The 22489-nt window shown below is 62.8% G+C and carries 21 protein-coding genes; 7 read left to right on the plus strand and 14 right to left on the minus strand.

Going from position 1 to position 22489, the window contains the following annotated elements; translation table 11 throughout:
* The first annotated feature begins 9 nt into the window (after positions 1-9).
* Positions 10-1392 carry a divergent polysaccharide deacetylase family protein gene (locus tag GO499_RS05755; protein WP_161861301.1) on the plus strand — a complete coding sequence of 461 codons (1383 nt, stop codon included), beginning with the start codon at positions 10-12 and terminating at the stop codon, positions 1390-1392.
* Positions 1393-1497: 105 nt separating this feature from the next.
* Here GO499_RS05755 and trpE read toward each other — a convergent pair whose 3' ends face one another.
* A complete protein-coding gene (gene trpE, locus GO499_RS05760) occupies positions 1498-3009 on the minus strand; it encodes an anthranilate synthase component I (protein WP_161861302.1) in 1512 nt (503 codons plus the stop codon).
* A complete protein-coding gene (locus tag GO499_RS05765; RefSeq protein ID WP_161861303.1) occupies positions 3009-4892 on the minus strand; it encodes a peptidylprolyl isomerase in 1884 nt (627 codons plus the stop codon). The genes trpE and GO499_RS05765 overlap by 1 nt, the downstream gene beginning before the upstream one ends.
* Positions 4893-5054: 162 nt before the next feature.
* On the opposite strand from GO499_RS05765, the gene GO499_RS05770 reads away from it, so the two are divergent.
* The 4 genes from GO499_RS05770 (at position 5055) to GO499_RS19655 (ending at position 8732) form a co-directional block, all read left to right on the plus strand.
* Positions 5055-6872: an ABC-F family ATP-binding cassette domain-containing protein gene (locus GO499_RS05770; RefSeq protein ID WP_161861304.1), complete on the plus strand. Its 1818-nt coding sequence runs from the start codon at positions 5055-5057 to the stop codon at positions 6870-6872.
* Between the two features lie 10 nt (positions 6873-6882).
* Positions 6883-7533 (plus strand): CatB-related O-acetyltransferase, encoded by a 651-nt coding sequence (locus GO499_RS05775; RefSeq protein ID WP_161861305.1) that lies wholly within the window; start codon positions 6883-6885, stop codon positions 7531-7533.
* 68 nt (positions 7534-7601) lie between these two features.
* Positions 7602-8417 (plus strand): CE1 family esterase, encoded by an 816-nt coding sequence (locus GO499_RS05780; protein WP_284154905.1) that lies wholly within the window; start codon positions 7602-7604, stop codon positions 8415-8417.
* Positions 8418-8465: 48 nt separating this feature from the next.
* Positions 8466-8732, plus strand: coding sequence for a hypothetical protein (locus GO499_RS19655; protein ID WP_284154906.1), 267 nt, complete (start codon positions 8466-8468; stop codon positions 8730-8732).
* 106 nt (positions 8733-8838) lie between these two features.
* On the opposite strand, the gene GO499_RS05785 is transcribed toward GO499_RS19655, so the two are convergent.
* The 9 genes from GO499_RS05785 to parE form a co-directional block, all read right to left on the minus strand.
* Positions 8839-10566, minus strand: coding sequence for a calcium-binding protein (locus GO499_RS05785; protein ID WP_161861306.1), 1728 nt, complete (start codon positions 10564-10566; stop codon positions 8839-8841).
* A gap of 129 nt (positions 10567-10695) precedes the next feature.
* Entirely contained in the window at positions 10696-11244 is a 549-nt protein-coding gene (locus tag GO499_RS05790; protein WP_161861307.1) for a gamma-glutamylcyclotransferase family protein, read from the minus strand.
* Positions 11244-12278, minus strand: a complete 1035-nt coding sequence (locus GO499_RS05795) for an aldo/keto reductase (protein WP_161861308.1) — start codon at positions 12276-12278, stop codon at positions 11244-11246. The genes GO499_RS05790 and GO499_RS05795 overlap by 1 nt, the downstream gene beginning before the upstream one ends.
* Positions 12279-12354: 76 nt before the next feature.
* Complete coding sequence (locus tag GO499_RS05800) at positions 12355-12897, minus strand: SCO family protein (RefSeq protein WP_161861309.1); 543 nt, start codon at positions 12895-12897, stop codon at positions 12355-12357.
* Positions 12894-13475: a hypothetical protein gene (locus tag GO499_RS05805; protein ID WP_161861310.1), complete on the minus strand. Its 582-nt coding sequence runs from the start codon at positions 13473-13475 to the stop codon at positions 12894-12896. The genes GO499_RS05800 and GO499_RS05805 overlap by 4 nt, the downstream gene beginning before the upstream one ends.
* A complete protein-coding gene (locus GO499_RS05810) occupies positions 13472-13909 on the minus strand; it encodes a hypothetical protein (RefSeq protein ID WP_161861311.1) in 438 nt (145 codons plus the stop codon). Before GO499_RS05810 ends, GO499_RS05805 begins: the two co-directional genes overlap by 4 nt.
* A gap of 98 nt (positions 13910-14007) precedes the next feature.
* Positions 14008-14907, minus strand: coding sequence for a hypothetical protein (locus GO499_RS05815; protein ID WP_161861312.1), 900 nt, complete (start codon positions 14905-14907; stop codon positions 14008-14010).
* A gap of 73 nt (positions 14908-14980) precedes the next feature.
* Positions 14981-15598, minus strand: coding sequence for an N-acetylmuramoyl-L-alanine amidase (locus GO499_RS05820; protein ID WP_161861313.1), 618 nt, complete (start codon positions 15596-15598; stop codon positions 14981-14983).
* An 88-nt stretch (positions 15599-15686) separates the two neighbouring features.
* Entirely contained in the window at positions 15687-17666 is a 1980-nt protein-coding gene (gene parE, locus GO499_RS05825; protein ID WP_161861314.1) for a DNA topoisomerase IV subunit B, read from the minus strand.
* Between the two features lie 198 nt (positions 17667-17864).
* Here parE and GO499_RS05830 point away from each other — a divergent pair, with 198 nt between their 5' ends.
* Positions 17865-18155, plus strand: coding sequence for a hypothetical protein (locus GO499_RS05830; RefSeq protein ID WP_161861315.1), 291 nt, complete (start codon positions 17865-17867; stop codon positions 18153-18155).
* 78 nt (positions 18156-18233) lie between these two features.
* Positions 18234-18974: a hypothetical protein gene (locus tag GO499_RS05835; RefSeq protein WP_161861316.1), complete on the plus strand. Its 741-nt coding sequence runs from the start codon at positions 18234-18236 to the stop codon at positions 18972-18974.
* Between the two features lie 60 nt (positions 18975-19034).
* Here GO499_RS05835 and GO499_RS19660 read toward each other — a convergent pair whose 3' ends face one another.
* From GO499_RS19660 to GO499_RS05850, 3 genes are all read right to left on the minus strand, one after another.
* Positions 19035-19778, minus strand: a complete 744-nt coding sequence (locus tag GO499_RS19660; RefSeq protein ID WP_284154907.1) for a PRC-barrel domain-containing protein — start codon at positions 19776-19778, stop codon at positions 19035-19037.
* Positions 19779-19911: 133 nt separating this feature from the next.
* Positions 19912-21135, minus strand: a complete 1224-nt coding sequence (locus tag GO499_RS05845; protein WP_161861317.1) for a bifunctional alpha/beta hydrolase/OsmC family protein — start codon at positions 21133-21135, stop codon at positions 19912-19914.
* 106 nt (positions 21136-21241) lie between these two features.
* A complete protein-coding gene (locus GO499_RS05850) occupies positions 21242-22444 on the minus strand; it encodes a cytochrome P450 (RefSeq protein WP_161861318.1) in 1203 nt (400 codons plus the stop codon).
* Between the last annotated feature and the right edge of the window lie 45 nt (positions 22445-22489).

A 22489-nucleotide genomic window follows, 5' to 3' on the forward strand; every position in this document is an offset into this window, starting at 1 on the left:
ACCGGAGCAATGGGCGGATTCATTCGAGGGCTGATCCTGGGGCTTGTGGTCAGCGCCGTGGCCTTTGTCGTGACGGCGATCATGGTGCCACTGGAGCCACGTGAGGCAACGCCGGAGGCTGGCCCAGTGGTGGCGCTGCCGCCGCCGACGGAACAGGCGGCTGTGCCTGCGCCCGCGCCGGAAGCCGTGGAACCGCCGGTGGAGGAAATCACGATCATCGAGACGGAGCCTGAGCCGCAACCGGAGCCTGCGCCCGAGCCGGTGGTGGCCGAGCCCGAACCTGCGCCGCAGCCGGAACCGGAACCCGTGGCGGAGCCGGCACCCGAACCGGCCCCGGCGCCGCAGGGTGCTGATGTGGCCATGACAGCCCCGACACCGCAGGCCGACCCGCTGGCGATGCCTTCTCCGGGGGCGCCGGGCGGCGACGGCATTGACGGGCTGTCCGGTTTCGGTGGCGCGGCGCTGGACGCCCCGGCAGCGGAGAGCGCCAATATCGGCCTGAGTTCTGGCAGCGACAGCGCGCCGACGCGGTCCACCGGGGGCCCGCAGTTCGCGACCGCCGAGCCAATCAGCAGCCAGCCGAGTGTCGATACCGCCTCGCTGGAAGCGCCGGACGTGGCGGATGGCAGCGACGAGGAGGTCGGCGCGGCTGACAACACGGATGCCGAGATCATCGAACTTGCCTCCGAGCCGCTGAGCGCGGGCACGGCACTATCCGACAACGCCGTGTCGTTCTCCGACACCGGAGATCGGCCGCTGATGGCGATCATCCTTCAGGATGACGGTTCGGCCGAGGCTCTGCGGCAGGGGTTGCTCGCACTATCGGCACCGATCACCTTTGGCGTGACGGCCAACCTTTCCGGGGCGACCCGCATTGCCGAAGACTACAACAGCAAAGGCTATGAGGTCGTGGCCGTGATGCCTAACCAGGGGCAAGTGGTGGAACGTGGCAGCGATCCGTCTGCTTTCCGGGAGCTGATCGGCGGCGTGTTGAACGCCGTGCCGCCTTCGACCGGTTTGATGGACCGGATCGATGGACCACTGCCGCGGGACCGTGCGCTGGTGCAGGCGGCACTCGATTCGCTGACCGTGACCGGCCACGGGTTGCTGACGCATCGCGGCACTGGCCTCAACCAGGTGAACCAGCAGGCTGATGCCGCAGGTGTGGCCAGTGCGGTTGTCTATCGTGTGATCGATGAGGACAAGGACCCGCAGGCGATTGCACAGTCTCTCGACCGGGCGGTGCTGGAGGCCAGCAAGACCGGCAGCGTGATCGTGGTGGGCCGTGTGCAGCCTGAGACGGTGACGACACTCTATTCGTGGCTGTTCGGGCCCGGTGCCAAGAGCGTAACGATCGCCCCGGTTTCGGCGATCCTGCAAAACCGAGACTGAATCAGACAGGATATTCGCGGAGGGGTAGGCGGCGACCATGCGTGTCGCCGTCACGCTGACTGTCGCAAGAGGACAGGGCGCCCCGAAAGCGAAGAGTTGTCTGTGTCAGTTGCCGGAACGGTCCGAAGCGAAGCGGGCGGCCTCTATGGCGGCCTGTCTGAGTGCTTTTGACTTGTTTACCGTTTCTTCATATTCGGCCTCTGGGTCGCTGTCATAGACCACACCGCCACCGGCCTGGACGTAGAGGGTGCCGTCCTTGACAAGACCGGTGCGCAGGGCGATGCAGATATCCATATCGCCGCTGGCTGAAAAATAGCCGACACCGCCACCGTAGACGCCACGTTTCTCGGTCTCAAGTTCGTCGATGATTTCCATCGCGCGGACCTTGGGGGCGCCGGAAACCGTACCGGCGGGCAGGCCGGCGAGCAGGGCGGAGAGGGCGTCCTGATCATCGCGCAATTCACCGATGACATTGGAAACGATGTGCATGACGTGGCTGTAGCGCTCCACCACGAACTGTTCGTTGGGATCGACGGTGCCGATCTTGGCGACACGGCCGACATCGTTGCGGCCGAGATCGAGCAGCATCAGATGCTCGGCGCATTCCTTCGGATCGGCCAGCAAGTCCTTCTCCATGTCCAGATCCTCGGCCGGCGTGCTGCCGCGCGGACGGGTGCCGGCTATGGGGCGTATGGTGACCTTGCGACCCTCCACCTGCACAAGGATCTCCGGGCTGGCACCGATGACCTGATAGCCGCCGAAGTTGAAGAAGAACATGTAGGGCGACGGGTTGGTGCGCCGCAGGGCGCGGTAGAGCGCAAACGGTGGCAGCGGGAACGGAACTGACCAGCGTTGGGATGGCACAACCTGAAAGATGTCGCCTGCGCGAATGTACTCCTTGGCCCGCTCCACGATTTCCAAATAGCGCTCGCGGGTGGTGTTCGACACGGGTTCCGGCTGCTCGGTCTCCTCGGCCAACTGGGAATCGCCGGCGGCCATGCGTTCGAGGTCGCGGACAGCATCCATAACCCGTTCTGCCGCCTGGGCATAGGCGGCACGGGGCGAGAGGCCGGAGGAGGCCCAGACCGGGCTGGCGATCATGACTTCGCCTTTCACGCCATCCATCACGGCAACGATGGTCGGGCGCATCATCAGGGCATCCGGCAGGCCGAGGGGATCGGGGTTGACGTTTGGCAGATGCTCCACCAACCGGATCATGTCGTAGCCGAGAAAGCCGTAGAGACCGGCTGAGATCGGCGGCAGTTCGGGCGGCAGTTCGATACGGCTCTCAGCAATCAGGGACCGCAGGGAGGAAAGAGGGTCTGCCGTTTCGGGCACGAAGGCATCCGGGTCAAAGCGGGCAGAGCGATTGACCTCCGCCTTTTCGCCGCGACAGCGCCAGATGAGATCGGGCTTCATGCCGATGGCGGAGTAACGCCCACGGATTTCACCGCCGGTGACGCTTTCCAGCATGAAGCTGTCCTTGCGAGCCTGCGCGAGCTTGAGCATCAGCGAAACGGGCGTGTCGAGATCGGCGACGAGCTTCGTCCAGATGATCTGGTTCTCGCCGCGCGCGAAGCCGGCCTCGAAGGCGTCGAAGGCAGGGAGGAGTGCCATCAGGGCAGCTGGGACAGTGTCTGGTCGAGGAGCGTCTCATTGACGCTGGCACCGGTTTCGTCCTGTGTTGCCTGGGCGAAGCCGCCGAACAGATCGAAGGCGATGGCGTTGGAGATCTGAGCCTTGACCGCGTCCGCCTCGCCGCTGGCGGTCTCATCCTCCGGATCGAAGGGCACGACCTGATCGACGCGGAAGAGATAGGTGCCGGAAAGCTCCTCGAAGATGTCGCTGGCGCCTTCCTCCAGCGCGAAAGCGGGTTCGAGAATGGCGGGCGGCAGGCCTTCCGGTGCATCGTTGCGGCGTAGCGGCTCCGATGTCGTGACACCGAGACCGGCATCCTGTGCGACGGAATCGAAGGTTTCGCCTTCGCCGATCCGGGCCAAGAGGCTGGTGGCGTAATCGTGCAGCGCTGTCTGCTGCGCGACCACACGCCAGTCGGCCGGGATGCCAGCGGCGACGTCTTCGTAGGGTCGCAGCGTCGGCGGCACGATCTCCTCGACCCGCAGGGCGGCAATGCCGCCGCCGGCGATGTCGATCAGGTCACGTTCCCCGCCCGGATCCGCCGCCATTGCCTCGGCCCGGAAGTCCGGATCGGCGGCCAGACCTTCGCCCAGCCGTTCATTTATGCGGGCTGTGCCCTGTGTCAGCGGAGTCTCGGCGGCGATCTCCTCGAAGCTTGCACCGCCGGCCAGCAGATCCTGCACATCGTTTATCCAGTCACCAATAGCCGCTGAAGCCTCGGCCTCAGCCAGTTCGCGGCGCAGTGCCGGTGCGGCTTCCTCGAACGGGGTACTGCGGGCGGCAACGATGGCGTTGATGCGGAAGAGCGCAGGGCCGAGGTCGGTGGTGACGGGGCCGACAATGCTGGGGCCTTCCGCGGCAAAGATCGCGTCTGCCTCCGCGCGTGTGAGACTGGAGGCGGTGCGACCGCCCAGTTCGATATCCGTGGGTGCGAGACCGCGCTCTTCCGCCAGGCCGGCGAAGTCGATCTCGCCGGCATCGAGGCGCGTACGGGCCTCTTCGGCCTGTTCGGATGTGCCGAAGACGATCCGGTCGATCAGGCGGCGTTCTTCGGAATTGAAGCGGGCGGTCTGATTGTCGAAGGCCTCGCGGACAGCTTCATCAGGGATTTCCATTGTTGCGGCCATGTCTTCCGGCGTCAGCGCGACATAGGACACGACGCGGGTTTCGGGCACGGTATAGGCCTCGGGGTTCTCATCGTAGAAGGTACGCAATTGCTCTTCCGTCGGATCGCCGACTGGTTCCGGGAGGCTGTTGGCGGAGAGAATGGCGTAGGACAGCACGCGCTGTTCGCCCTGATAGGCCAGAAGCGTGTCGGCCAGAATGTCGGGTGCCAGTACGCCGCCGCTGATGCCGGCCTCAAGGATCGAGCGGGCGAGATCGCGGCGGACCTTCTCCTCGTACTCTGGCGCGGAGAGCCCGGTCCGCTGAAGGACGAAGCTGTAGGTTTCCGGCTCAAATCTACCGGCGGGGCCGGTGAATTCCGGCTTAGCGAGAATTTCCTCGCGCACGGCATCGTCGCCGGCGGAGATGCCGAGATCTGCCGCCTCGCCTTCGAGCGCGGCCTGGGTGATCAACTGTGCCAGAACCTGCCGATCAATGCCGAAGGCGCGGGCTTGCTGGTTGTTGATGGGGATATTGAGCTGGCGTTGCAGGTTGTTGATCGCCGCCTGATAGGCGGTGAGGTAGTCCTGCCGGGAGATCTTCTGATCACCGACGCTGGCGACGTTAGTGGTGGCGAGTCCGGAAGCGGCGCCGACGAGACTGTAGCCGGCGAGGCCGAAGGCGAGCAATGCCATGACGACCCAGAGCAGGACCTGCGATGTCTTGCCTTTTCCAGAAGTGCGGAAGCTGCCCAGCATGTCTGTTATCCCTGTCTGCGCCCCTTGGTGAAATGGGCCGTTCATCGCCCGTCCGGAGCTTTGCAGCGTTCTATTGCGCGCGCCGGGCGGGTGCAAGAGCGGGGTGAGGTGAATTCGCCCATCATGCTTGACCTTCCCGTGCCGCGCGGCGATAGGTGCGGCATGGCACAGCCCCCCATTCTGACCCTTTCCGACATTGGCCTGACATTCGGCGGCAATCCGTTGTTCGATGGCTTGTCCCTCGCCATTCATCCGGGCGACCGCATCGCGCTGGTCGGGCGCAACGGCTCTGGCAAATCGACGCTGATGAAGATCATGGCCGGACTGGTGGAGCCGGACAGCGGGGCACGGTTCCTACGGCCGGGCGAAAGCGTGGCCTACATGGAGCAGGACCCTGATTTCAGCGGCTATGCCACACTCGGCGATTATGCTTCGGCCAGCATCGACCCCGCGGAAGCCTACAAGGTGGAGATCGCGCTGGAAGGTGTGGGTCTGGACGGCGCGCTGTCGCCCGAGGCGGCCAGTGGTGGAGAGCGGCGACGGGCGGCATTGGCTAAACTGCTGGCCGAAGACCCGGACCTGATGCTGATCGACGAACCGACGAACCACCTCGATATCCGGCTGATCGACTGGCTGGAGAAACATCTGGCGGAGCGGCGCAAGGCCTTCGTGCTGATCAGCCATGACCGCGCTTTCCTCCGCTCTCTGACCCGGCAGACCCTGTGGGTTGACCGGGGCGAGGTTCGGCGGCTGGATCGCGGCTTCGAGGCCTTTGAGGAGTGGCGTGACAAGATTTATGATGAAGAAGATCAGGAACGGCACAAGCTGAACAGGCTGATCAAGGCTGAGGCCCGCTGGGCCGTCGAGGGTATCTCGGCGCGGCGGAAGCGAAACATGGGGCGGGTCCGACGGCTGGGCGACTTGCGGCAACAGCGCTCCGACCAGATATCGCGGGCCGGACCGGCGAAGATGGAATTGTCCTCCGGTCAGAAGAGCGGCAAGCTGGTGGCGGAAGCTATTGGCATCACCAAAGGCTACGGTACGCGGGAGGTGCTGAAACCCTTCGATTTGCGGGTGCAACGGGGTGAACGGGTGGCATTGATCGGGCCAAACGGCGCAGGCAAAACGACTTTGTTGAAGCTGCTGACCGGGCAGATCGAGCCGGACGAGGGGCGAGTGCGCCTTGGCACCGGGCTGGAGATCGCGGTCTTCGACCAAAATCGTGAGATGGCGGACGAGAACACCAGTCTTTGGGATGCTTTGACGCTGGATCCGGGGCTTGGTGTATCCGGCCGCTCCGACCAGGTGATGGTGCGTGGCGCACCGCGGCACGTGATGGGGTACTTGAAAGACTTCCTGTTCACCGAAGCGCAGGCCCGTGGCCCCGTCTCGGCGCTGTCTGGTGGGGAACGGGCACGGCTGCTGCTGGCGCGGATCATGGCGCGGGAAAGCAACCTTCTGGTGCTCGATGAGCCGACCAACGACCTCGACGTGGAAACGCTCGACCTGTTGCAGGAGTTGCTGGATGATTACGACGGCACGGTGCTGCTGGTGAGCCACGACCGAGACTTCATCGACCGCGTGGCAACCACGACCATCGCGATGGAGGGCGACGGGAGGGCGACTGTCTATGCCGGCGGATACAGCGATTACCGGGTGCAGCGGGGCGACAGCGCAGACGTTACCGAGACCGAGGTTAAGCGCAAGCCCGCAGCGCAGCCTGGGGAACGCAGGAAGCCGGCGACGACCGGACTGAGCTTCACCCAGAGCCATCGGCTGGAGGAATTACCAAGCGTGATCGAGAAGCTGGAGGTGGAGATCGGCAAGCTGGAGGGTCTGCTGGCCGACCCGGAGCTGTTCACGCGGGAACCGGGCAAGTTCGCCAAGGCAAGCGATGCACTGGTAGCCCGGCAAACCGCGCTGGCGGCTGCGGAAGAGGAATGGCTGGAACTGGAGGCGCTGCGCGAGGCGTCGGGTTGAGGGGAATGATATGGCACTGGCAAAACCGGAGATGCGGCACCCGCTGATCCTGCCGGACGGCACGGCGCACAAGGGCAACGTGTTCCTGCGGCAGGTGATCGACCATCCCAATATCGAAATTGGCGATTATACCTATGCCCACGACGACCGGCAGCCGGAAGACTGGGCAACGACCCTGGCGCCGTACCTCTTTCCCGGAGCGCCAGAGCGGTTGAAGATTGGCCGGTTCTGCCAGCTTGCACAGGGCGTGCAGATCGTTACGTCGAGCGCCAACCACGACATGCGCGGGCTGTCGACCTATCCGTTCCCCATCTTTGATCCGGAGAGGTTCTTGAGCTATATCAGCAGCCTGCCGGAGGGTCGTGATACGGTTATCGGCAACGATTGCTGGCTAGGGCGGGAGGCGATGATCCTGCCGGGCGCGCGCCTGGGCAACGGCGTGATCGTCGGAGCGCGGGCGGTGGTATCCGGCGAAGTGCCCGATTACGCCATCGTTGCAGGCAACCCCGGCAAGGTTGTGCGTATGCGGCTGTCGGATGCGGACATTGCCCGGATGCTGGAACTGGCATGGTGGGACTGGCCGATCGAGGCAATCGAGGCTGCGATCCCCGCGTTGGAAAAGGGCGATCTCGCTGCGCTGGAGGCGCTCTCGCCAAATTGACGGGGAAGTGAGTTTGCTCGACCGTTCGCCGTGGCTAGGCTGCGACGGACAGTTGAAAGGCCCCCCGAATGCGAATGATTGCTCTTGTGTTGTTGCTGGCGACGGCATTGCCCGCCACCGGAGATGAGCGCTGCGTCGGTGAGATTCCGTGCCCGCTTGGTGAGCGTTCCTACCACGTGAAGGAGCCGGACGGCTGGGATGGCGTCACGCCGCTGCCGGTGCTGATGCATTTCCACGGCTGGCAGCGGCAGGGGACGCTGATCGTCAAACATGGGCGGATATCGGGAGCGACGCGTCGGGCAGGGGTGTTGTTGCTGGCACCGAATGGGCGCGGCAGGACATGGACGTTCCGCGATGCCGGCAGCGAAGATATCGCGTTCGGCAGGGCCGTGCTGGCGGATGCGGCGAAGCGCTATCCCATCGACCGGGACCGCATTTATGTCTCGGGGTATTCCTACGGTTCCGCAATGGCCTGGCGGTTTGCCTGCGCGGCCGGAGCGGACGTGACGGCATTGCTGGCGATTTCCGGCACACTGCGGCAGAACGAAGAGTGCCCGGCGCCGGTGGATGTGCGCCACGTCCACGGGTTGAGCGATACCGTTATGGATTTTCCGATGGGGCCGGGCGGTGATGAACTGTTTCCGGTGGCGCTGTGGCGGCGGGTCAACGGCTGCGCCGGTGCACCGGTGGGGCCACGACACTGGGCGGTTACGCAGCACGATGCCTTTCGCCGTTTCGTCTGGAGCGATTGCGCGAGCGGCAAGCCTGTGAGGCTGGATCTGCATGACCGGGGACACTTCATTCCGCGGGGTTGGATCGCGCAGCAACTGGAGGAACTGCTGGCGCAGGGTAGCTTATTTTTGCCGCAATCGCGTATCGCGTGAAACCTGCAGCCGCTTTCGTGCGTTGGGTGCGTGAAACGGAGTTCACCGATGCTGAAGCGATACCTGCCTGTCCTGCTGCTGCCCCTGCTTGCTGCCTGCTACGATTCCGAGCCTGCACCAGCGGATGGCACGACGACGCGACCGATGGACGAAGTGCCGGATCAGGAATTACTTGAGAATGGCCAGCGACAATTCGGTTTCGACAACGGGTGCGAGATTGTGCTGGAAGCTGAACGCGCAGTCGTCGTCCGCGAAAAAGAGGTTTGCGAGCTGTATCAGCGAGATATCGCGCTGCTTTACGCAGCCGGTGATTGAGGTCCCTGCGAGTGTCCGTCGGAGTACGCGTGCCTGACCGTACCTCCTGCCTCCGGACGCTTGTAGAACTGGGGTGAGGCGCGACACGCCTCACCCCCTTTTTTTGTCAGAAGATCTCGATATTGCCGAACATATCGCTGGCATCGAGGCCGTTGAGCTGGATTCTCTGGCCGGCGTCGAATTCGAAGACATAGTTGCCATTCACGACGGAGCCGTAGTCGCGCATCACCTGCCAAGCCTGCAGATCCTCGCCGCCCCAGAGCGCGTCGTCGAGGCGCAGGAGGTCTTCGCCGCTGCCGAAGTCGAAGATCACGTCGCGGCCGAAGCTGCCGCGGAAGACAAAGCTGTCGTCTCCGGAACCGCCCGACATCCTGTCGTTGCCGCCCTGACCCTCGAGGATGTCGTCCTCCGTGTTGCCGAACATCCGGTCATCGCCGGCACCGCCCTGCAACCAGTCGTTGCCCTGATTGCCACGCAGGATGTCGGCACCGTTTTCGCCGCGCATGACATCGTTGCCGAACTGACCGTTGAGCCTGTCGTTGCCACTGCCGCCCCAGAGGAAATCCTGTCCGGCGCGACCGAAGATGGTGTCGTTGCCGTCATCACCCTCGATCTGTTCGCCGCGCATGCCGCCGGTGAGATGGTCGTTGCCGCCTTCGCCGTCCAGCCGCGTGCCGTTGTCATCGCCGACCATGGTGTCGTCGAAATTCGTGCCGCGCACTCGGTCGAGGCCGGAAACCGTGTCGGTATCGCCGAAACCGTCGATGATGGTGCCGGCCAAGAGGTCTACGGTGATCCCGGAATCGCCGCCCCATTCTGTATCTCTGCGGTGGTCGACCACGTCGTAGCCGTCGGCGGAGCCGTTGATCGTGTCGTTGCCGGCGTAACCCCGGTAGACGATATACTCGATGCTGTCCGACCCGGTGAAGACATCATCTTCCGAGGTGCCATAGACACGCTCCACGCTCTCGAAGTTGTCCCATGCGCCAAAAGTATCGCGGGCGACGCCGGTATCGAAGTTGACAGTGATGCCGCGCTCGGTACCGTGGATATTCTGTTCCCAGGCGTAGTCGAGGATGTCGTCCCCGCTGGCACCGCCGTTGAAATAGTCGCGGCCGCGACCGCCGACGAAGGAATCTTCGCCCGATCCGCCGTAGAGCATGTCGTTGCCGTTGCCGCCTTCGAGCGCATCGTGGCCGGCATCGCCATAGAGCGTGTCGTGCCCGTTCTGTCCGACGAGCAGGTCGTTGCCCGCGCCGCCATGGTACGTGTCGTTGCCGTCGTCACCTGCGGCGACATCATTGCCGCTGCCGAAGTTGAACGTGTCGGCACCGGGCGTCCCGAGCGCGTAGTCGTCCTCGGACGTCGTGCCGGGGAACGCCGAAACGGGGATGTTCACGTTCGGACGGAACGGACCGCTGTTGATCGGGCCGAGTGAGGTGATCGAGGACTCGAAGTTCTCGAAGTCCTGGATGGAGTTGAACTGGGGCAGGGCGTCGCCGCCGAGGTAGCCCACGTATTCAAAAGGCGTTTCGAGGAACGAGACCACGACAACATCGGTGACGTTGCCGTTGCCCCACTGAACCCGCAGCATGCTGACTTCACTGGGATGGTGCGCGCCCGGGAAGTCGTTGCTTTCGAGCGCCACGAAAATCGGTTGCGGCTGAGTGAACTCGGAAATCGGCTCTCCGTCATCGAAGGCGACGTTGGTATAACGCAGATTGTTTGCATTCTGGGAGAACGCTATGACCAATTCGCCCCGGCCGATGCCGAGAATGTCTCCGTTGCCCTCGGGAAATTGAATCCCGTAGCCTTCCATCGTGATAGTCGTCATGAAGTCGTCCCCTTGTAATGCATTACCAACGGCAGAAGCCATTGCAGGGCCTTAAAAAAGGGTGAACGTGGCGAGATTTGGGACGATTGTAGGTGAAAGTTGACGAAAACCGTTGGCAGGGTCAGTCGCTCAGTCTGTCAGGCTCAGTCCCGTCTCCGCGTGGAGCCATTCCAGAGCTTCCGCGCCCTCCAAAGCCGCTATAGCAGCCGATCGGCCCGGGCTGCGGCTCTCCTCGTCGCGGCGGCTGGCGTGTTGCGCATAGTAGGCGAAGACATGGCCGGGAAGTTGGTTTTCCCGGCAGCCGGCAAGGATCAGCGCGAGATACCAGTCAAAGGGCACGAGACCTTGCTGCGGTTCAGGTGCCTCGTAGGTGAAGGCGGCAAGGATGCGGCCTTCCGTGGTGTGTACCGGCACGGTTTCGCGCTTGTCGTAGCCGCGGCCCAGGCCCTCGGCGGCATCGAGAGCCGCGACTTGCGCCGGGGGTATGTCGAACAGAACGCCCGTTGTCTCGGCCGTGGGGTCGGGAAAGATCGTGGCCTTGCCACTGCCGTCCATCCCGAGCTTTGCGAAGGCACAGCGGTGCCCGGTGACCTTGGCCAGTCCCCGCGGCACGGCCCCCGGGCACCGCGCTTGCAAGCGCGGTGTCAGCATGTTGGAACCGTAGGCGAAGTAGAGCATCAGAAGGGGGCGGGATACTTCTTGTGCAACGCCGCGATGCCGTCCAGGACCTCGTCGCTCAGATCCGTCTCGTGGGCGCTGATGGCGATCTTCAACTGTTCTATCGAGGTGGCGCCGATGATCGCCGATGTCATGAATGGACGGGTGAGGCAGAAGGCGATGGCCATCGCGCAGGGATCAAGGCCGTGGTTGCGGGCGAGGGCGGCGTACTCATCCGCTGCCTGCGTCGATGTCTCGTTGCGACGGCCCATCGGCTCCCGGTCGCCGCGCGAACCCTTGGGGATGGCGCCGTTGGAGTACTTCGCGGACAGGATGCCGGAGGCCAGCGGGGAGTAGGCGAGGAGACCCACATCCTCGTGATGGGCCAGTTCCGCGAGATCGAGATCGAAGGTGCGATAGAGCAGCGAGTATTCGTTCTGGATGCTGGCCACGCGGGGTAGACCCTGCTCCTCCGCGATCTTCAGGAACTGGGCGGTGCCCCAGGCGCTGTCATTGGAGAGGCCGATGGCGCGGATCTTTCCGGCCTCCACCTGCCTGCCGAGTTCGCCGAGGATGTCTGCCGTATCCTGTGCCACGTCCCGCGCCTGTTGCGATGGGTCGAAGGACCACTGGCGACGGAAGTGATAGTGGCCGCGGTTTGGCCAGTGCAATTGGTAGAGGTCGATGTAATCGGTCTGGAGGCGTTTCAGCGAGCCTTCGATAGATTTCGCGATCTTGGTAGAGGAAATAGCCGCGCCGTCCTGAATCCAGCCCACGCCGATGCCTGCGACCTTGCTGGCAAGGATGACATCGTCGCGCCGACCACGGCTTTTGAACCAGCTGCCGATGTATTCCTCGGTTGCGCCCTGTGTCTCCGCGCTGATGGGGACTGCCGGGTAGACTTCCGCCGTATCCCAGAAGGAAACCCCTTCGCCGAGCGCGTAGTCCATCTGTTCATGCGCCTCTGCCTCGGTATTCTGGTTGCCCCATGTCATGGTACCAAGACAGATTTCGGACACAGTAATGCCTGTGCGGCCAAGCGGATTCATTTTCATGTGGGAAAAGCCTTTCGGAGCGCGTCTTTTGCTGAGCGCCGGATTGTAACGTCTGAGGCGGGAATGGCCAGCCCGATCAGAGCCTTGCGCGCAGAAGTTCGGCGATGCGCTCTGGTCCGAGTATCGGTGGCAGGGCGGACTGCACCTTGCCCGAACTATCGGTGATGTAGACAAAACTGCCGTGTGCATAGACCGGTTCGCCGTAGGGAGTTTCGAACAGTTTCTCCCGTTCCACCTGGAACTGCGCGCGGACGGCAGCAAGGCTTTCCTCGGACCCTGTCAGGCCAATGAAATCGGGGTGATAGTCGGGCAATGCCTTTGCCATCTGCTCCGGCGTATCATTGGCCGGATCGATGGTGACGAGGATCGGGCTAAGCCGCGTGGCATCCGGCCCCAGCAGGTCGAGTGCCTCTGCGATCGAGGGCAGCGCGACGGAGCAGATGCTTTCACACTTGGTGTAGCCGAAGAAGATCAGCATTGGTTTGCCGGCGAAATCCTCATCCGACCGGATCTGCCCGCGCTGGTCCGTCAGTTCGAAATCCGGCGTGATGTCGAGAAAGAACGGCTCCGCCGCCGCAGGGGATGTGAGAGCCAGCAACAGGGCGGCGGTGCGTATCATTCGAACCAGTCCGCGATGAACGCGTCATCAACCGCCTGGCCGAGCCCGAGGTAGCCATGCTCGGCAATGAGGGCATTGACCTGCGGGTCGTTGCGGAACCAGGGACCATCGGCTTTGGCCGCATCCGGATTGGCGGCGGCCCATTCCTTTGTCCAGTTGTTGGCAGCGGTCCAATCCCCGTTGCCCAAGGCGCGGATTCGCTGGATCTGGTAGAACTTGGAGGTGCCAAGCCCTTCCGGATCACCCACGAGATTGCCATCGACCTCCACCATCTGGCCGCAGAAAGGGTAGAGTTCGCGGGCGGCCCCGGTGAAAAGCGGCTGGCTGTTCTTGGCGGCGAGGATCAGCTGGCCGTCGGCCTCACGCAGGATGCCTAGCTGGCGTCCGCCGTTGCCGCAGTTTTCCGGACAGTCACCCGTCAGGTCGCAGATGATGTCGACGACCTCGCCGGTGAAGCGGGCCGGTTCTTCGCCGATGACATGCCAGGGCTTCGCCTCGGAACCTTCCGAAAACTCGCCTTCTGCCAACGCCGGTGCGGCAAGGAGCAGAAGCGCGGGAAGGGTGCGGAGGGCGATCATTGTGCCGGCTCCGGCAGTGCGAAGCCCGGTATCACGCCCCATTCGTCATGCGTGTTGGTGATCTCGCCCTTCTCAGTGACCTCGGCGACCAACAGGTACTTGATGCCGTCGCGCTCATGCATCTCGCCATTGACCGTCATCGTGTAGGATTGTGTGTCGAGGATGGCGCGTGACCCTGTTGCCGTATCCTCGCCCTCCCATTTCAGGACCATGTAGACTGTTCCGTCCTCGGCTCGCAGCCCGACGGGAATGCCGCCTGCGGCGCACCACATGGCGCAGGTGTGGTGTGCGGAGCCCACGACCGCCTCCGGCGGGCCCATGACGGACGAGAAGTAGCACCATGTATCGATCACCTCGCCGGTCACACTCACATTCTCGGCGGCGAGGGCAGGGATCGGCAGGGCGAGGAGGCTGGCGAGGATGGCTGAGCGCATGGTGATCTCCCTTGTGATGGCCTCACGCTAGCATGGCTTGCACGCTGACACGCTCAGAAATTCGTGAGGCAGGCGTGTAGGCAAGCGGGTGGCTGGCACTACCGGAACGTATTGCGGAACGTTTCTGCGAGTTCGACCTTGCCGTAGCGCTCCGTCTCCACGAGGTTCAGGCGGGTAACCTGTGGCGGGCCTTCGATCACGTTCCAGCGGGCCTCGAAGACGCTTACTCCGAAGAGGCAGGGTTCGCCCGTCGTCACTTCCTGTGCACAATCCCAGTTGGCCTGCTGGGTCAGCGTGAATTCGGCTATTTCTTCGCCGCCGATGGTGATCGACGCCGTAGGTTCCGCCGAAGCACGCTCGCCGACGCGGATCTGGAAGCTTTCGCCGAACAGACCGCCCGAGACGACCACGTAGAGGTAGCGGCGATCAGCATTGGCGTTGATGGCGGTGTCCAGATGCCAGTCCTGGCGCTTCTCCTCCGGCGTCTTGTCCAGTTGCCGGTACAGGTCTTCCAATTTGCCCTCGACATCGGTCTGGCGGGAGAGTGTGACGGCGGTTGAGGTGATATCGACGTCCGCCGAGTTGAAGCTGGCGGAGACGCTCGCCGTGCCTTTGGGCAGCCTGGCCGACAGCGAGGCGCCTTCCAGCCGCGATGTGCGCCGGTTGCCGACTGGTGTCACTTGTGGTGGCGAGCCGGCGAAGGCGGACCGCTCAACAATTTCCAGCTGCCGCTCTGACCGGTCCCACAAATAGAGGCTGCCGGTGGGCAGGGTGGTGTTGAGGAAGGCATTGAAATCCGAGGCGTAGCTGTAGTTGAGTTTGGCAGTGACGGTGCCGTCCTTGTCCGGACAGGCGGCGAGGAGGACCGGGCAACAGGCGATCAGGCTATTGCGCAGAAAGGTTGCGAGGGTGGTGCGCGATTGGCCGGAGGCACGTTCGGGCGTCGCATGCCAGTTGGCGGCCCCGTTCTGGTCGGAAAATGCGTTCGAGAGCTTCATGGCGGAACCTCATGACATTTGGACCACCACCGCGCGGGGCGGTGATGGGGAAGGGTTGGCGCCGGATGGCGGTTCACATCAGGTGGGCGAGATCCGGTGTCGCAGTCGGCACGCCGGCCATCAACGGGGTTGTGCCGAAGTGGCCGGCAACGCCGGTGACGTAGGCCTTGGCGAGAGCTTCGATGCCGGTGTCCATCGCCAACCTTGCTTCGGCCGCGTTGTCGCCGAAAAACGGCTCGACGAGAACGGCGGGCGCACGGCCGGATATGAGCGAAAGCCCTCCGCGCATTCCGGGCCTGTAGGGCTTGAGGCCGCGGTCTTCGGAAACGGTTCTGTCATAGAGGTCCAGAAGTTCCATATGGATGGACGTTGCCGCCTGCAGCGACGCCTGCGAGGGGCCGCACAGCGTTTCAGTGCCGCGCACGGTGCCGTTGAAGGCGTTGAAGTGCAATTCGACGGAAAGATCGGCGCCCCAGTCATCGGAGCGGCCATAGACTTCCTCGATCTCCGCCCGCGTCGATGTGCGGTTGCGGCGGCGGAAGATCTTGGCGTCGATCCCGTAGAGCGTCGCCTCCGCGTCCATTATTTCGGCGACTTCAGAGTTGAAATTGAATTCGGACTGGGAGATCGGCGCGGTGCCGTTGGCACCCTGACGGACACTGTTATGGCCAATGATAATTGCGAGTTTCATGAAAATTCCCCACTGTTTAAACCAGAATTCAGTCAATTAAAGTGGGTGGATACTATCACGAATCGCGATATCTATTAAGTGAGCCGTGTCACACGTCGATCAATTCAACAAATTTCGCATTCTCCTGGATGTAATCGAAACGCGCTTCCGGCTTCTTGCCCATCAGACGCTCAACGAGATCGGCGGTTTCGCCCGGCTGGAACTCATCGACATCGACGCGGATCAGCTTGCGCGTCTTCGGGTCCATCGTCGTCTCCTTCAGATCCTTGGCGTTCATCTCGCCAAGGCCCTTGAAGCGGCTGGTCTCGATCTTGCCGCGCGCGCCAAGGCCAGTTTCCAGCAGGCGGTCACGCTCCGCGTCGTCCATTGCATAGGCGGACTTCGCGCCCTGCGTCAGGCGAAACAGCGGTGGGCAGGCGAGGTAGAGATGGCCGTTGTCGATCAAAGGGCGCATCTGGGTAAAAAAGAAGGTCATCAGCAGGGCGGCGATATGGGCACCGTCGACGTCCGCATCGGTCATGATGATGATCTTGTCGTAGCGCAGATCTTCCACGTTGAAGCGCGTGCCCATACCAGTGCCGAGTGCTTGGCAGAGGTCGTTGAGTTCGGTGTTCTGGCTGAGCTTTGACGAGGCCGCGCCGAGCACGTTGAGGATTTTGCCGCGCAAGGGCAGAAGCGCCTGTGTGTTGCGGTCCCGCGCCATTTTGGCGGAGCCGCCGGCGCTGTCGCCCTCCACAAGAAACAACTCGGTGCCGCCGCGCGCGGCGGTGGAGCAATCCACCAGCTTTCCGGGCAGGCGCAGTTTCTTTGTGGCGGTCTTGCGGGCGGTTTCTTTCTCCTGACGGCGGCGCAGGCGTTCTTCGGCCCGGAGGATCAGGTAATCGAGAATGGCACCGGCAGATTTGGTGTCGGCGGCAAGCCATGTGTCGAAGCGATCGCGGACGGAATTCTCCACCAGGCGCGCGGCCTCCTGCGTGCTGAGGCGGTCCTTTGTCTGGCCGACGAATGCGGGATCCGCGATGAAGACGGAGATCAATGCGGAGCCGCCATACTGCACGTCTTCGCGGGTGATCTGCTGGGCCTTCTTCAAGCCTGTCAGTTCACCGTAAGCCTTGATACCCTTGAGGATCGCGGCCCAGAACCCTGTTTCGTGGGTGCCACCCTCGGGCGTTGGGATCGTGTTGCAGTAGCTGGAGACGAAGGCGTCGCGCATCGGTGTCCAGTTGACGGCCCATTCGACGTAGCCCTTGGTGCCAGGATACTTGTCGGCGAAGGTCACCTTGCCTGCGAAAGGCTTCTCGGCGTAGGTGGCCGCGCCCTCCAGCCGTTCGGTCAGGTATTCCGAGAGGCCGCCGGGGAAGTGGAAAACCGCCTCCGAGGGCGTTTCATCCTTGATCGCTTCCGGCGCGGCCTTCCAGCGAATCTCGACACCGGAATAGAGGTAGGCCTTGGAGCGGGCCATCTGGATCAGCTTCGCCGCTTTCAAATGGGCGCCCGCGCCGAAGATCTGCGGGTCTGGATGGAAGGTGACGGTGGTGCCCCGCCTGTTCGGGGCTGCGCCGATTTCGGCCAGCTTGGCCAGCGGCTTCCCGCGGGAGAATTCCTGGGCGTAGAGCTTGCGGTCGCGGGCGACTTCGACGCGAACGCTGTCCGACAGGGCGTTGACGACGGAGATGCCAACCCCGTGCAGGCCGCCGGATGTCTCATAGGCCTTGCCGGAAAACTTGCCGCCGGCATGGAGTTCGCAAAGGATCACTTCCAGCGTCGAACGATCCGGAAATTTCGGAAAGGGATCGACGGGAATGCCACGGCCGTTATCGCGGACCGTGACGGAATTATCGGCGTGCAGTTCGAGTTCGATGCGGCTGGCGTGGCCGGCGACGGCTTCGTCCATCGCATTGTCGAACACTTCCGCTACGAGGTGATGGAGCGCCCGCTCATCGGTGCCGCCGATATACATTCCGGGGCGCAGACGGACGGCCTCCAGTCCCTCGAGATGCTCGATGGAACTGGCATCATAGACGTCTTCACGTGCCGCATCGTCGCCTGCGAACATATCATCGGCCATTCTATGGGCCTCCATTATTGAGGACTGCTCTTTTCCCATCCTTATGGCACAGTTCGGGATCATGGAACAAGATATTGTGGCCGCGACGCTTTCCGGACAGCGGTTTGCTTTTTTATATTTATGAGTTTTCAACGCCGGATGCTAAGCTGGCCAGGCGGTAGAGCCGCGAAACAAAAAACAGAATGTGGGGGACAAGTTATGGAAACGATAATTCCGCTGATTGTTCAGGCAATTTCCGGCGCTGTAGGTGGCGGGGTCGTCGGCAACCTCGTGAAACAGATTTCGATGAACATGCTGCCGAAGCTGCTTTCCGGTGCTATTGGCGGCGTGGCTGGCGGCACGGCTCTGGCAGGGATGATGGGCGGAGGAGATGCCACGGCCGGGCTCGACATCGGCAGCCTGATTGCCCAGATCGGCGGCGGGGCCGTCGGCGGTGGCGCACTGACGGGCATCGTCGGCATGGTGATGAAAAATATGAACAAAGGCTGAAAGTTTCGCGCCGCGAAGGGTTCTCCTACGCGGCGTGAAACGCTAGAGCGGAGGTATCTGCAACCGGGAACCCCGCTCATGAAGATCAGGACTGCCGTCGCGACGATTTGCGCGACACTAGGAGCCGCTCCGGCATTGGCTGGACCGCTCTACGACACCACATTCCAGTATTACGCCAGAGACAACGTCGGTGGGACCGACAACGACATCATCCGCAACACGACAGGCCTGACCTTTGGCGACGACGGCTACGGCTCCCGCTTTGCGCTGTCACTCGGAGTGCGCAACAGCTTTTTCGATGGAGATTTTCCTGTTGAGGCGCAGTTCGAGGCGCTGCGCTTCCGGCAGTGGCGATCCTCTACTGTCGGATTTGGCGGGCGTATCGGCGGCTACGACGGGGGCGACATGACAGCCGAAGGCATGGTTTATGGTCTGCGCGAATGGGGCAAGGTGTCTGCGCGCGGGCTGGTAGGCCTCCAGGCGGTTTCGGGTGAGGGCGGCTTTGCCGACAACCGCGATGTCGGGGCTTTCGCGCTGGCCGAATTTTCCTACTACCCCGTGGATGAACTGGCTTTCCGGTTCGGTCTCGCAGCAGATGACATCGATGTTCTGGGGTCGGTAGGGATGGAGTTCGCAGCCAATGAATTGCCCTTAAGTTTTTTTGCCGAATGGACGCTGGCGCTGAACCGTTACCGGACAGACGAATACTATAATGACTTTACGTTCGGCTTTCGGATATCGAGCCCCTTCTCCACACTGCAGGAACGGGATCGGAAAAGCCAGCGACGGGCGCTTTACAGGCCCGTCGATCCGCAATAGCGGCGGTAGGTAGCTTATATCACGCCAGCCGGGTTGCGGCTGGCGTGATTAGGGCAGTAATTACTGCACGACGTCTTCGGAAGGTACTTCACCATCCGTACCGATCACCGAACGGTCAAATTCAGGTGCGGCTTCGAGCTGTTCACGTGTCACGGAAGCAACAAGCTGACGCTCTTGGTTTTCGTTCACGCGCCATTCCAGTTTGTCCATGGACACGGCGACATCTTTTTCACCGATACCGAGGAAACCACCGACACCGACGATCACGGCTGCAACGCGGCCATCCTGAGTAAGAACGATATCGTTCACGTCACCGATGCTGGACGCGTTGTCATCAGCGGACGGGTAGATCATCGCATTGATGAAGTTGTTGGCCGTCAGCATCGAGTTGTCAGCTTCATAGAAGCCTGTTTCAGGCGTTTCGACACCCATTGCATCGTCGCGCGCGAAGATACCGGTATCGTCTGCCATCGTATCGGTCGGCTCGGTCACGTCACCTTCGGCAACGGTCGGATCTTCGATATCAGCGGCGGGTGCGTCGCTTTCGGCAACCGCCGGGTCATTCATATCCGCGGCGGGTGCGTCACCTTCGGCAACAGCCGGGTCTTCGACATCAGCGTCGGGGGTTTCGGTTTCCACCACTGTGGAGCCTTCAGCTTCGATTTCCGCCGGAGCTTCGGATTCCATGGTTGTGGATGCCTCAGCTTCGATTTCGGTCGAGTCCATGTCGGTGGACTGCGCCATGGCGCCGGAGGCCAGGCCGAGGCTGGCGATCGCGGTGGTAGCATAGATGAGCGTTTTCATTGTAGGCTCCTCCTGTGGATGTTTCATTCACACGCCCGTCCCGATGAAGTCTGCAAACGTTTCGGGACGGGCACCCTCAAAACGCGGCATCCGCGAGAAGGTTCCTTGGCGCCTCAAGAAAAGGTGAGGGGGCTCAGGCTGGGGCCAGGCTCGTACGGATCGCGACCTCGCCCTCAAGAGTGCGATGCACAGGACATTTGTTGGCGATTTCCAGTAGGCGGGCGCGTTGGTCGTCACTTAGCGGGCCCGAAAGGGTTATGCGACGCTCGAACGCGTCGATCATGCCGTCCGTGCTCTGACAATGTTCACAATCGCTGGCGTGAATGCTGTTGTGGACAACATCGACCTGAATGTCCTCCAACGGCCAGTTCTTTCGGCGGGCATACATCCGGATCGTCATAGAGGTGCAGGCGCCGAGACCCGCGGACAGGAACTGGTAGGGGGACATCCCTGCATCATTGCCTCCGAACGCCTTTGGCTCATCCGCACGGGTGAAATGGCGCGGGCCGGCAGAGATGTTCTGCTGGAAAGCGTTGGGAGAGACCTCCGACACCCGCACCACGCCCTCCGGCGCGCCGATCGGTGCTGCCGGTGGCGTGATTCGCAAATAGCGGCGAACCCAGGCGGAAATCACCTCGGCCGCGTAATCGGCGTCACGGGGGCTGGTGAGCAGGTGGTCGGCGTTATCGAGGGTAACGAAACTCTTGGGATGCCGCGCCGCCATGAAGATTTCCGATGCGTTCTCGATGCCAACCGTATCATCCACCGGCGAATGGAGGACGAGCAGCGCCTTGCGCAAATCCCGGATCGCGGGGGTGAGTTCCGAGCGGGCGATATCGTCGAGAAAGCTCTTCCGGATGGTAAAGGGCCGGCCGGCAAGCGCGACTTCAGCTTCGCCGGCCTCGACAATATCTGGCAGGGCATCGCCGAAATTGTGCGTGACATGGGAGGGATCGGCCGGAGCGCCGATGGTGACGACGGCCTTGACCGAAGGCAGGTTCGCCGCCGCCTTCAGAACGGCCGCACCGCCAAGGGAATGGCCGATGAGTATCGCAGGCGCCTGGCCACGGTCCTTCAGGGCAGCGGCCGCCTGCAGAAGATCCTCGACATTGGACGAGAAGTGGGTATTGGCGAACTCTCCGCCGGAATGGCCGAGACCGGTGAAGTCGAAGCGCAACACCGCGACGCCCATTGCGGCCAGGCGCTTGGCGATCCGGCGCGATGCAGGGATGTCCTTGGAACAGGTGAAGCAATGGGCAAAGATCGCCGTAGCTACCGGCGTGCCTTCCGGCAGGTCGAGCCTCGCGGCGAGATCGTGGCCTGAATGGCCGGCAAAGGTGAAGCTTTCAGTGGCCATGGGGGAGCCTTCCGGTTTCTGTGCCGCTTTCATATGGAGGCGGAGGGTCCGGCGCTGCAATGGGTCAGACCCGTTCGTCGCAGAGTCGTGAGACTCATGTCACCGCTCAGGCCGCGAACTCGACCGTCATGCCAACGACCTCGCGCACAGCGCCGAGGCCGCGCAATTCGGCGGGCGGGCCGATGCATGTCGTTTCCGGAGCCTCGGTCGCGATGACCCGCAGAGCCTCTTCCAGTTCGATGCGGGCGAGCGCCTCGCCGAGGCATCGGTGAGGGCCGGCTCCGAAAATCGGGTGAAGGCGCGGATGGTCTCTGCGAGTGATGTCCATCGTATCGGGGTCGGCATAGATCTCCGGATCGCGTAGTGCCGTCAGGCTGAGCGGACCGACGATCGTACCCGCTGGCAGATGGTAGCCCTCCAATTCCAGTTGCCGGGTGGTGACACGGGCGTAGGAACCGATAACTGGCTCCAGCCTCAACCCCTCGGCGACAGCGCCCTGCAGGTGCCTGTCCGGATCATCCTTCAGCAGGCTCCACTGATCTGGCGTATGAAGCAACCGCGACAGAATGGCCGTCAGGGCCGCACGGGTCGTATCCGATCCGGCGAGGATCAGCGTGACGATCTGGGCACGAACTTCGGCTTCACTGAGCGGGCTTTCGGCGGTGCGGGCGACATACTGGGAAAGAAAGTCGTCTTGCGGCGTCCGGCGTCTGTCCGCCAGCAGTTCGGCAACATAGGCCAGAAGGTGGCGGGTATCCTCGGTTGTCGCGGCGATGTTTTCGGACCGCTGGATGGAGAGCCCACGGATGGCGCTGTAGACGCGGCGGGTGAAGGCCGGAATGTCCGCGTCCGGCAGGCCGAGTATCCCGGCGACGATGCGGGCCGGGAACGGTCCGGCGACGGCTTCCAGAAATGGCGTTGGTCCCTTTCCTATCAACGGTCGGATAAGGGCCTGCGCCTCCTGCCGGACCGCGGGCCGGAGAGCGTCCATCAGTGGGAAAGCGAAAGCGCGGGCGAGCGGCGTGCGTCGGCGCCTGTGGACCTCACCGTTGGAAAAGAGCAGGGAATGGTCGATGAACTCGTGCAGCGGGCCGGCGGTGATCTCCTGCATCTGCAGGATATCGAGTTCAAGTTGCCGGGTGGCATCATCGGTCAGGAAATACTGCAAATGCGCGTGACTGAAGGCGAAGACGAGGCCGAAACTGTTGGCGACAAAGGGATGGCCCAAGGCCTGAAGCTGGCGCACGAAGGTCAAATCGTCCGTGCCGCTGGCTCGGCGCGGGGCCGTGGGTATGGCCTTGCCCGGCATGGTTGACACTCCCTGCGGAACGGTGGCCGGAGTATAACCCGATTT

Source organism: Algicella marina, assembly GCF_009931615.1.
Lineage (GTDB): Bacteria > Pseudomonadota > Alphaproteobacteria > Rhodobacterales > Rhodobacteraceae > Algicella > Algicella marina.

What these genes read in the sequence shown, in the direction of transcription:
- GO499_RS05755 (WP_161861301.1), top strand. Translation starts at nt 10, where the DNA reads ATGGGCGGATTCATTCGAGGGCTGATCCTGGGGCTTGTGGTCAGCGCC.
- trpE (WP_161861302.1), bottom strand. Translation starts at nt 3,009, where the DNA reads ATGGCACTCCTCCCTGCCTTCGACGCCTTCGAGGCCGGCTTCGCGCGC.
- GO499_RS05765 (WP_161861303.1), bottom strand. Translation starts at nt 4,892, where the DNA reads ATGCTGGGCAGCTTCCGCACTTCTGGAAAAGGCAAGACATCGCAGGTC.
- GO499_RS05770 (WP_161861304.1), top strand. Translation starts at nt 5,055, where the DNA reads ATGGCACAGCCCCCCATTCTGACCCTTTCCGACATTGGCCTGACATTC.
- GO499_RS05775 (WP_161861305.1), top strand. Translation starts at nt 6,883, where the DNA reads ATGGCACTGGCAAAACCGGAGATGCGGCACCCGCTGATCCTGCCGGAC.
- GO499_RS05780 (WP_284154905.1), top strand. Translation starts at nt 7,602, where the DNA reads ATGCGAATGATTGCTCTTGTGTTGTTGCTGGCGACGGCATTGCCCGCC.
- GO499_RS19655 (WP_284154906.1), top strand. Translation starts at nt 8,466, where the DNA reads ATGCTGAAGCGATACCTGCCTGTCCTGCTGCTGCCCCTGCTTGCTGCC.
- GO499_RS05785 (WP_161861306.1), bottom strand. Translation starts at nt 10,566, where the DNA reads ATGACGACTATCACGATGGAAGGCTACGGGATTCAATTTCCCGAGGGC.
- GO499_RS05790 (WP_161861307.1), bottom strand. Translation starts at nt 11,244, where the DNA reads ATGCTCTACTTCGCCTACGGTTCCAACATGCTGACACCGCGCTTGCAA.
- GO499_RS05795 (WP_161861308.1), bottom strand. Translation starts at nt 12,278, where the DNA reads ATGAAAATGAATCCGCTTGGCCGCACAGGCATTACTGTGTCCGAAATC.
- GO499_RS05800 (WP_161861309.1), bottom strand. Translation starts at nt 12,897, where the DNA reads ATGATACGCACCGCCGCCCTGTTGCTGGCTCTCACATCCCCTGCGGCG.
- GO499_RS05805 (WP_161861310.1), bottom strand. Translation starts at nt 13,475, where the DNA reads ATGATCGCCCTCCGCACCCTTCCCGCGCTTCTGCTCCTTGCCGCACCG.
- GO499_RS05810 (WP_161861311.1), bottom strand. Translation starts at nt 13,909, where the DNA reads ATGCGCTCAGCCATCCTCGCCAGCCTCCTCGCCCTGCCGATCCCTGCC.
- GO499_RS05815 (WP_161861312.1), bottom strand. Translation starts at nt 14,907, where the DNA reads ATGAAGCTCTCGAACGCATTTTCCGACCAGAACGGGGCCGCCAACTGG.
- GO499_RS05820 (WP_161861313.1), bottom strand. Translation starts at nt 15,598, where the DNA reads ATGAAACTCGCAATTATCATTGGCCATAACAGTGTCCGTCAGGGTGCC.
- parE (WP_161861314.1), bottom strand. Translation starts at nt 17,666, where the DNA reads ATGGCCGATGATATGTTCGCAGGCGACGATGCGGCACGTGAAGACGTC.
- GO499_RS05830 (WP_161861315.1), top strand. Translation starts at nt 17,865, where the DNA reads ATGGAAACGATAATTCCGCTGATTGTTCAGGCAATTTCCGGCGCTGTA.
- GO499_RS05835 (WP_161861316.1), top strand. Translation starts at nt 18,234, where the DNA reads ATGAAGATCAGGACTGCCGTCGCGACGATTTGCGCGACACTAGGAGCC.
- GO499_RS19660 (WP_284154907.1), bottom strand. Translation starts at nt 19,778, where the DNA reads ATGAAAACGCTCATCTATGCTACCACCGCGATCGCCAGCCTCGGCCTG.
- GO499_RS05845 (WP_161861317.1), bottom strand. Translation starts at nt 21,135, where the DNA reads ATGGCCACTGAAAGCTTCACCTTTGCCGGCCATTCAGGCCACGATCTC.
- GO499_RS05850 (WP_161861318.1), bottom strand. Translation starts at nt 22,444, where the DNA reads ATGCCGGGCAAGGCCATACCCACGGCCCCGCGCCGAGCCAGCGGCACG.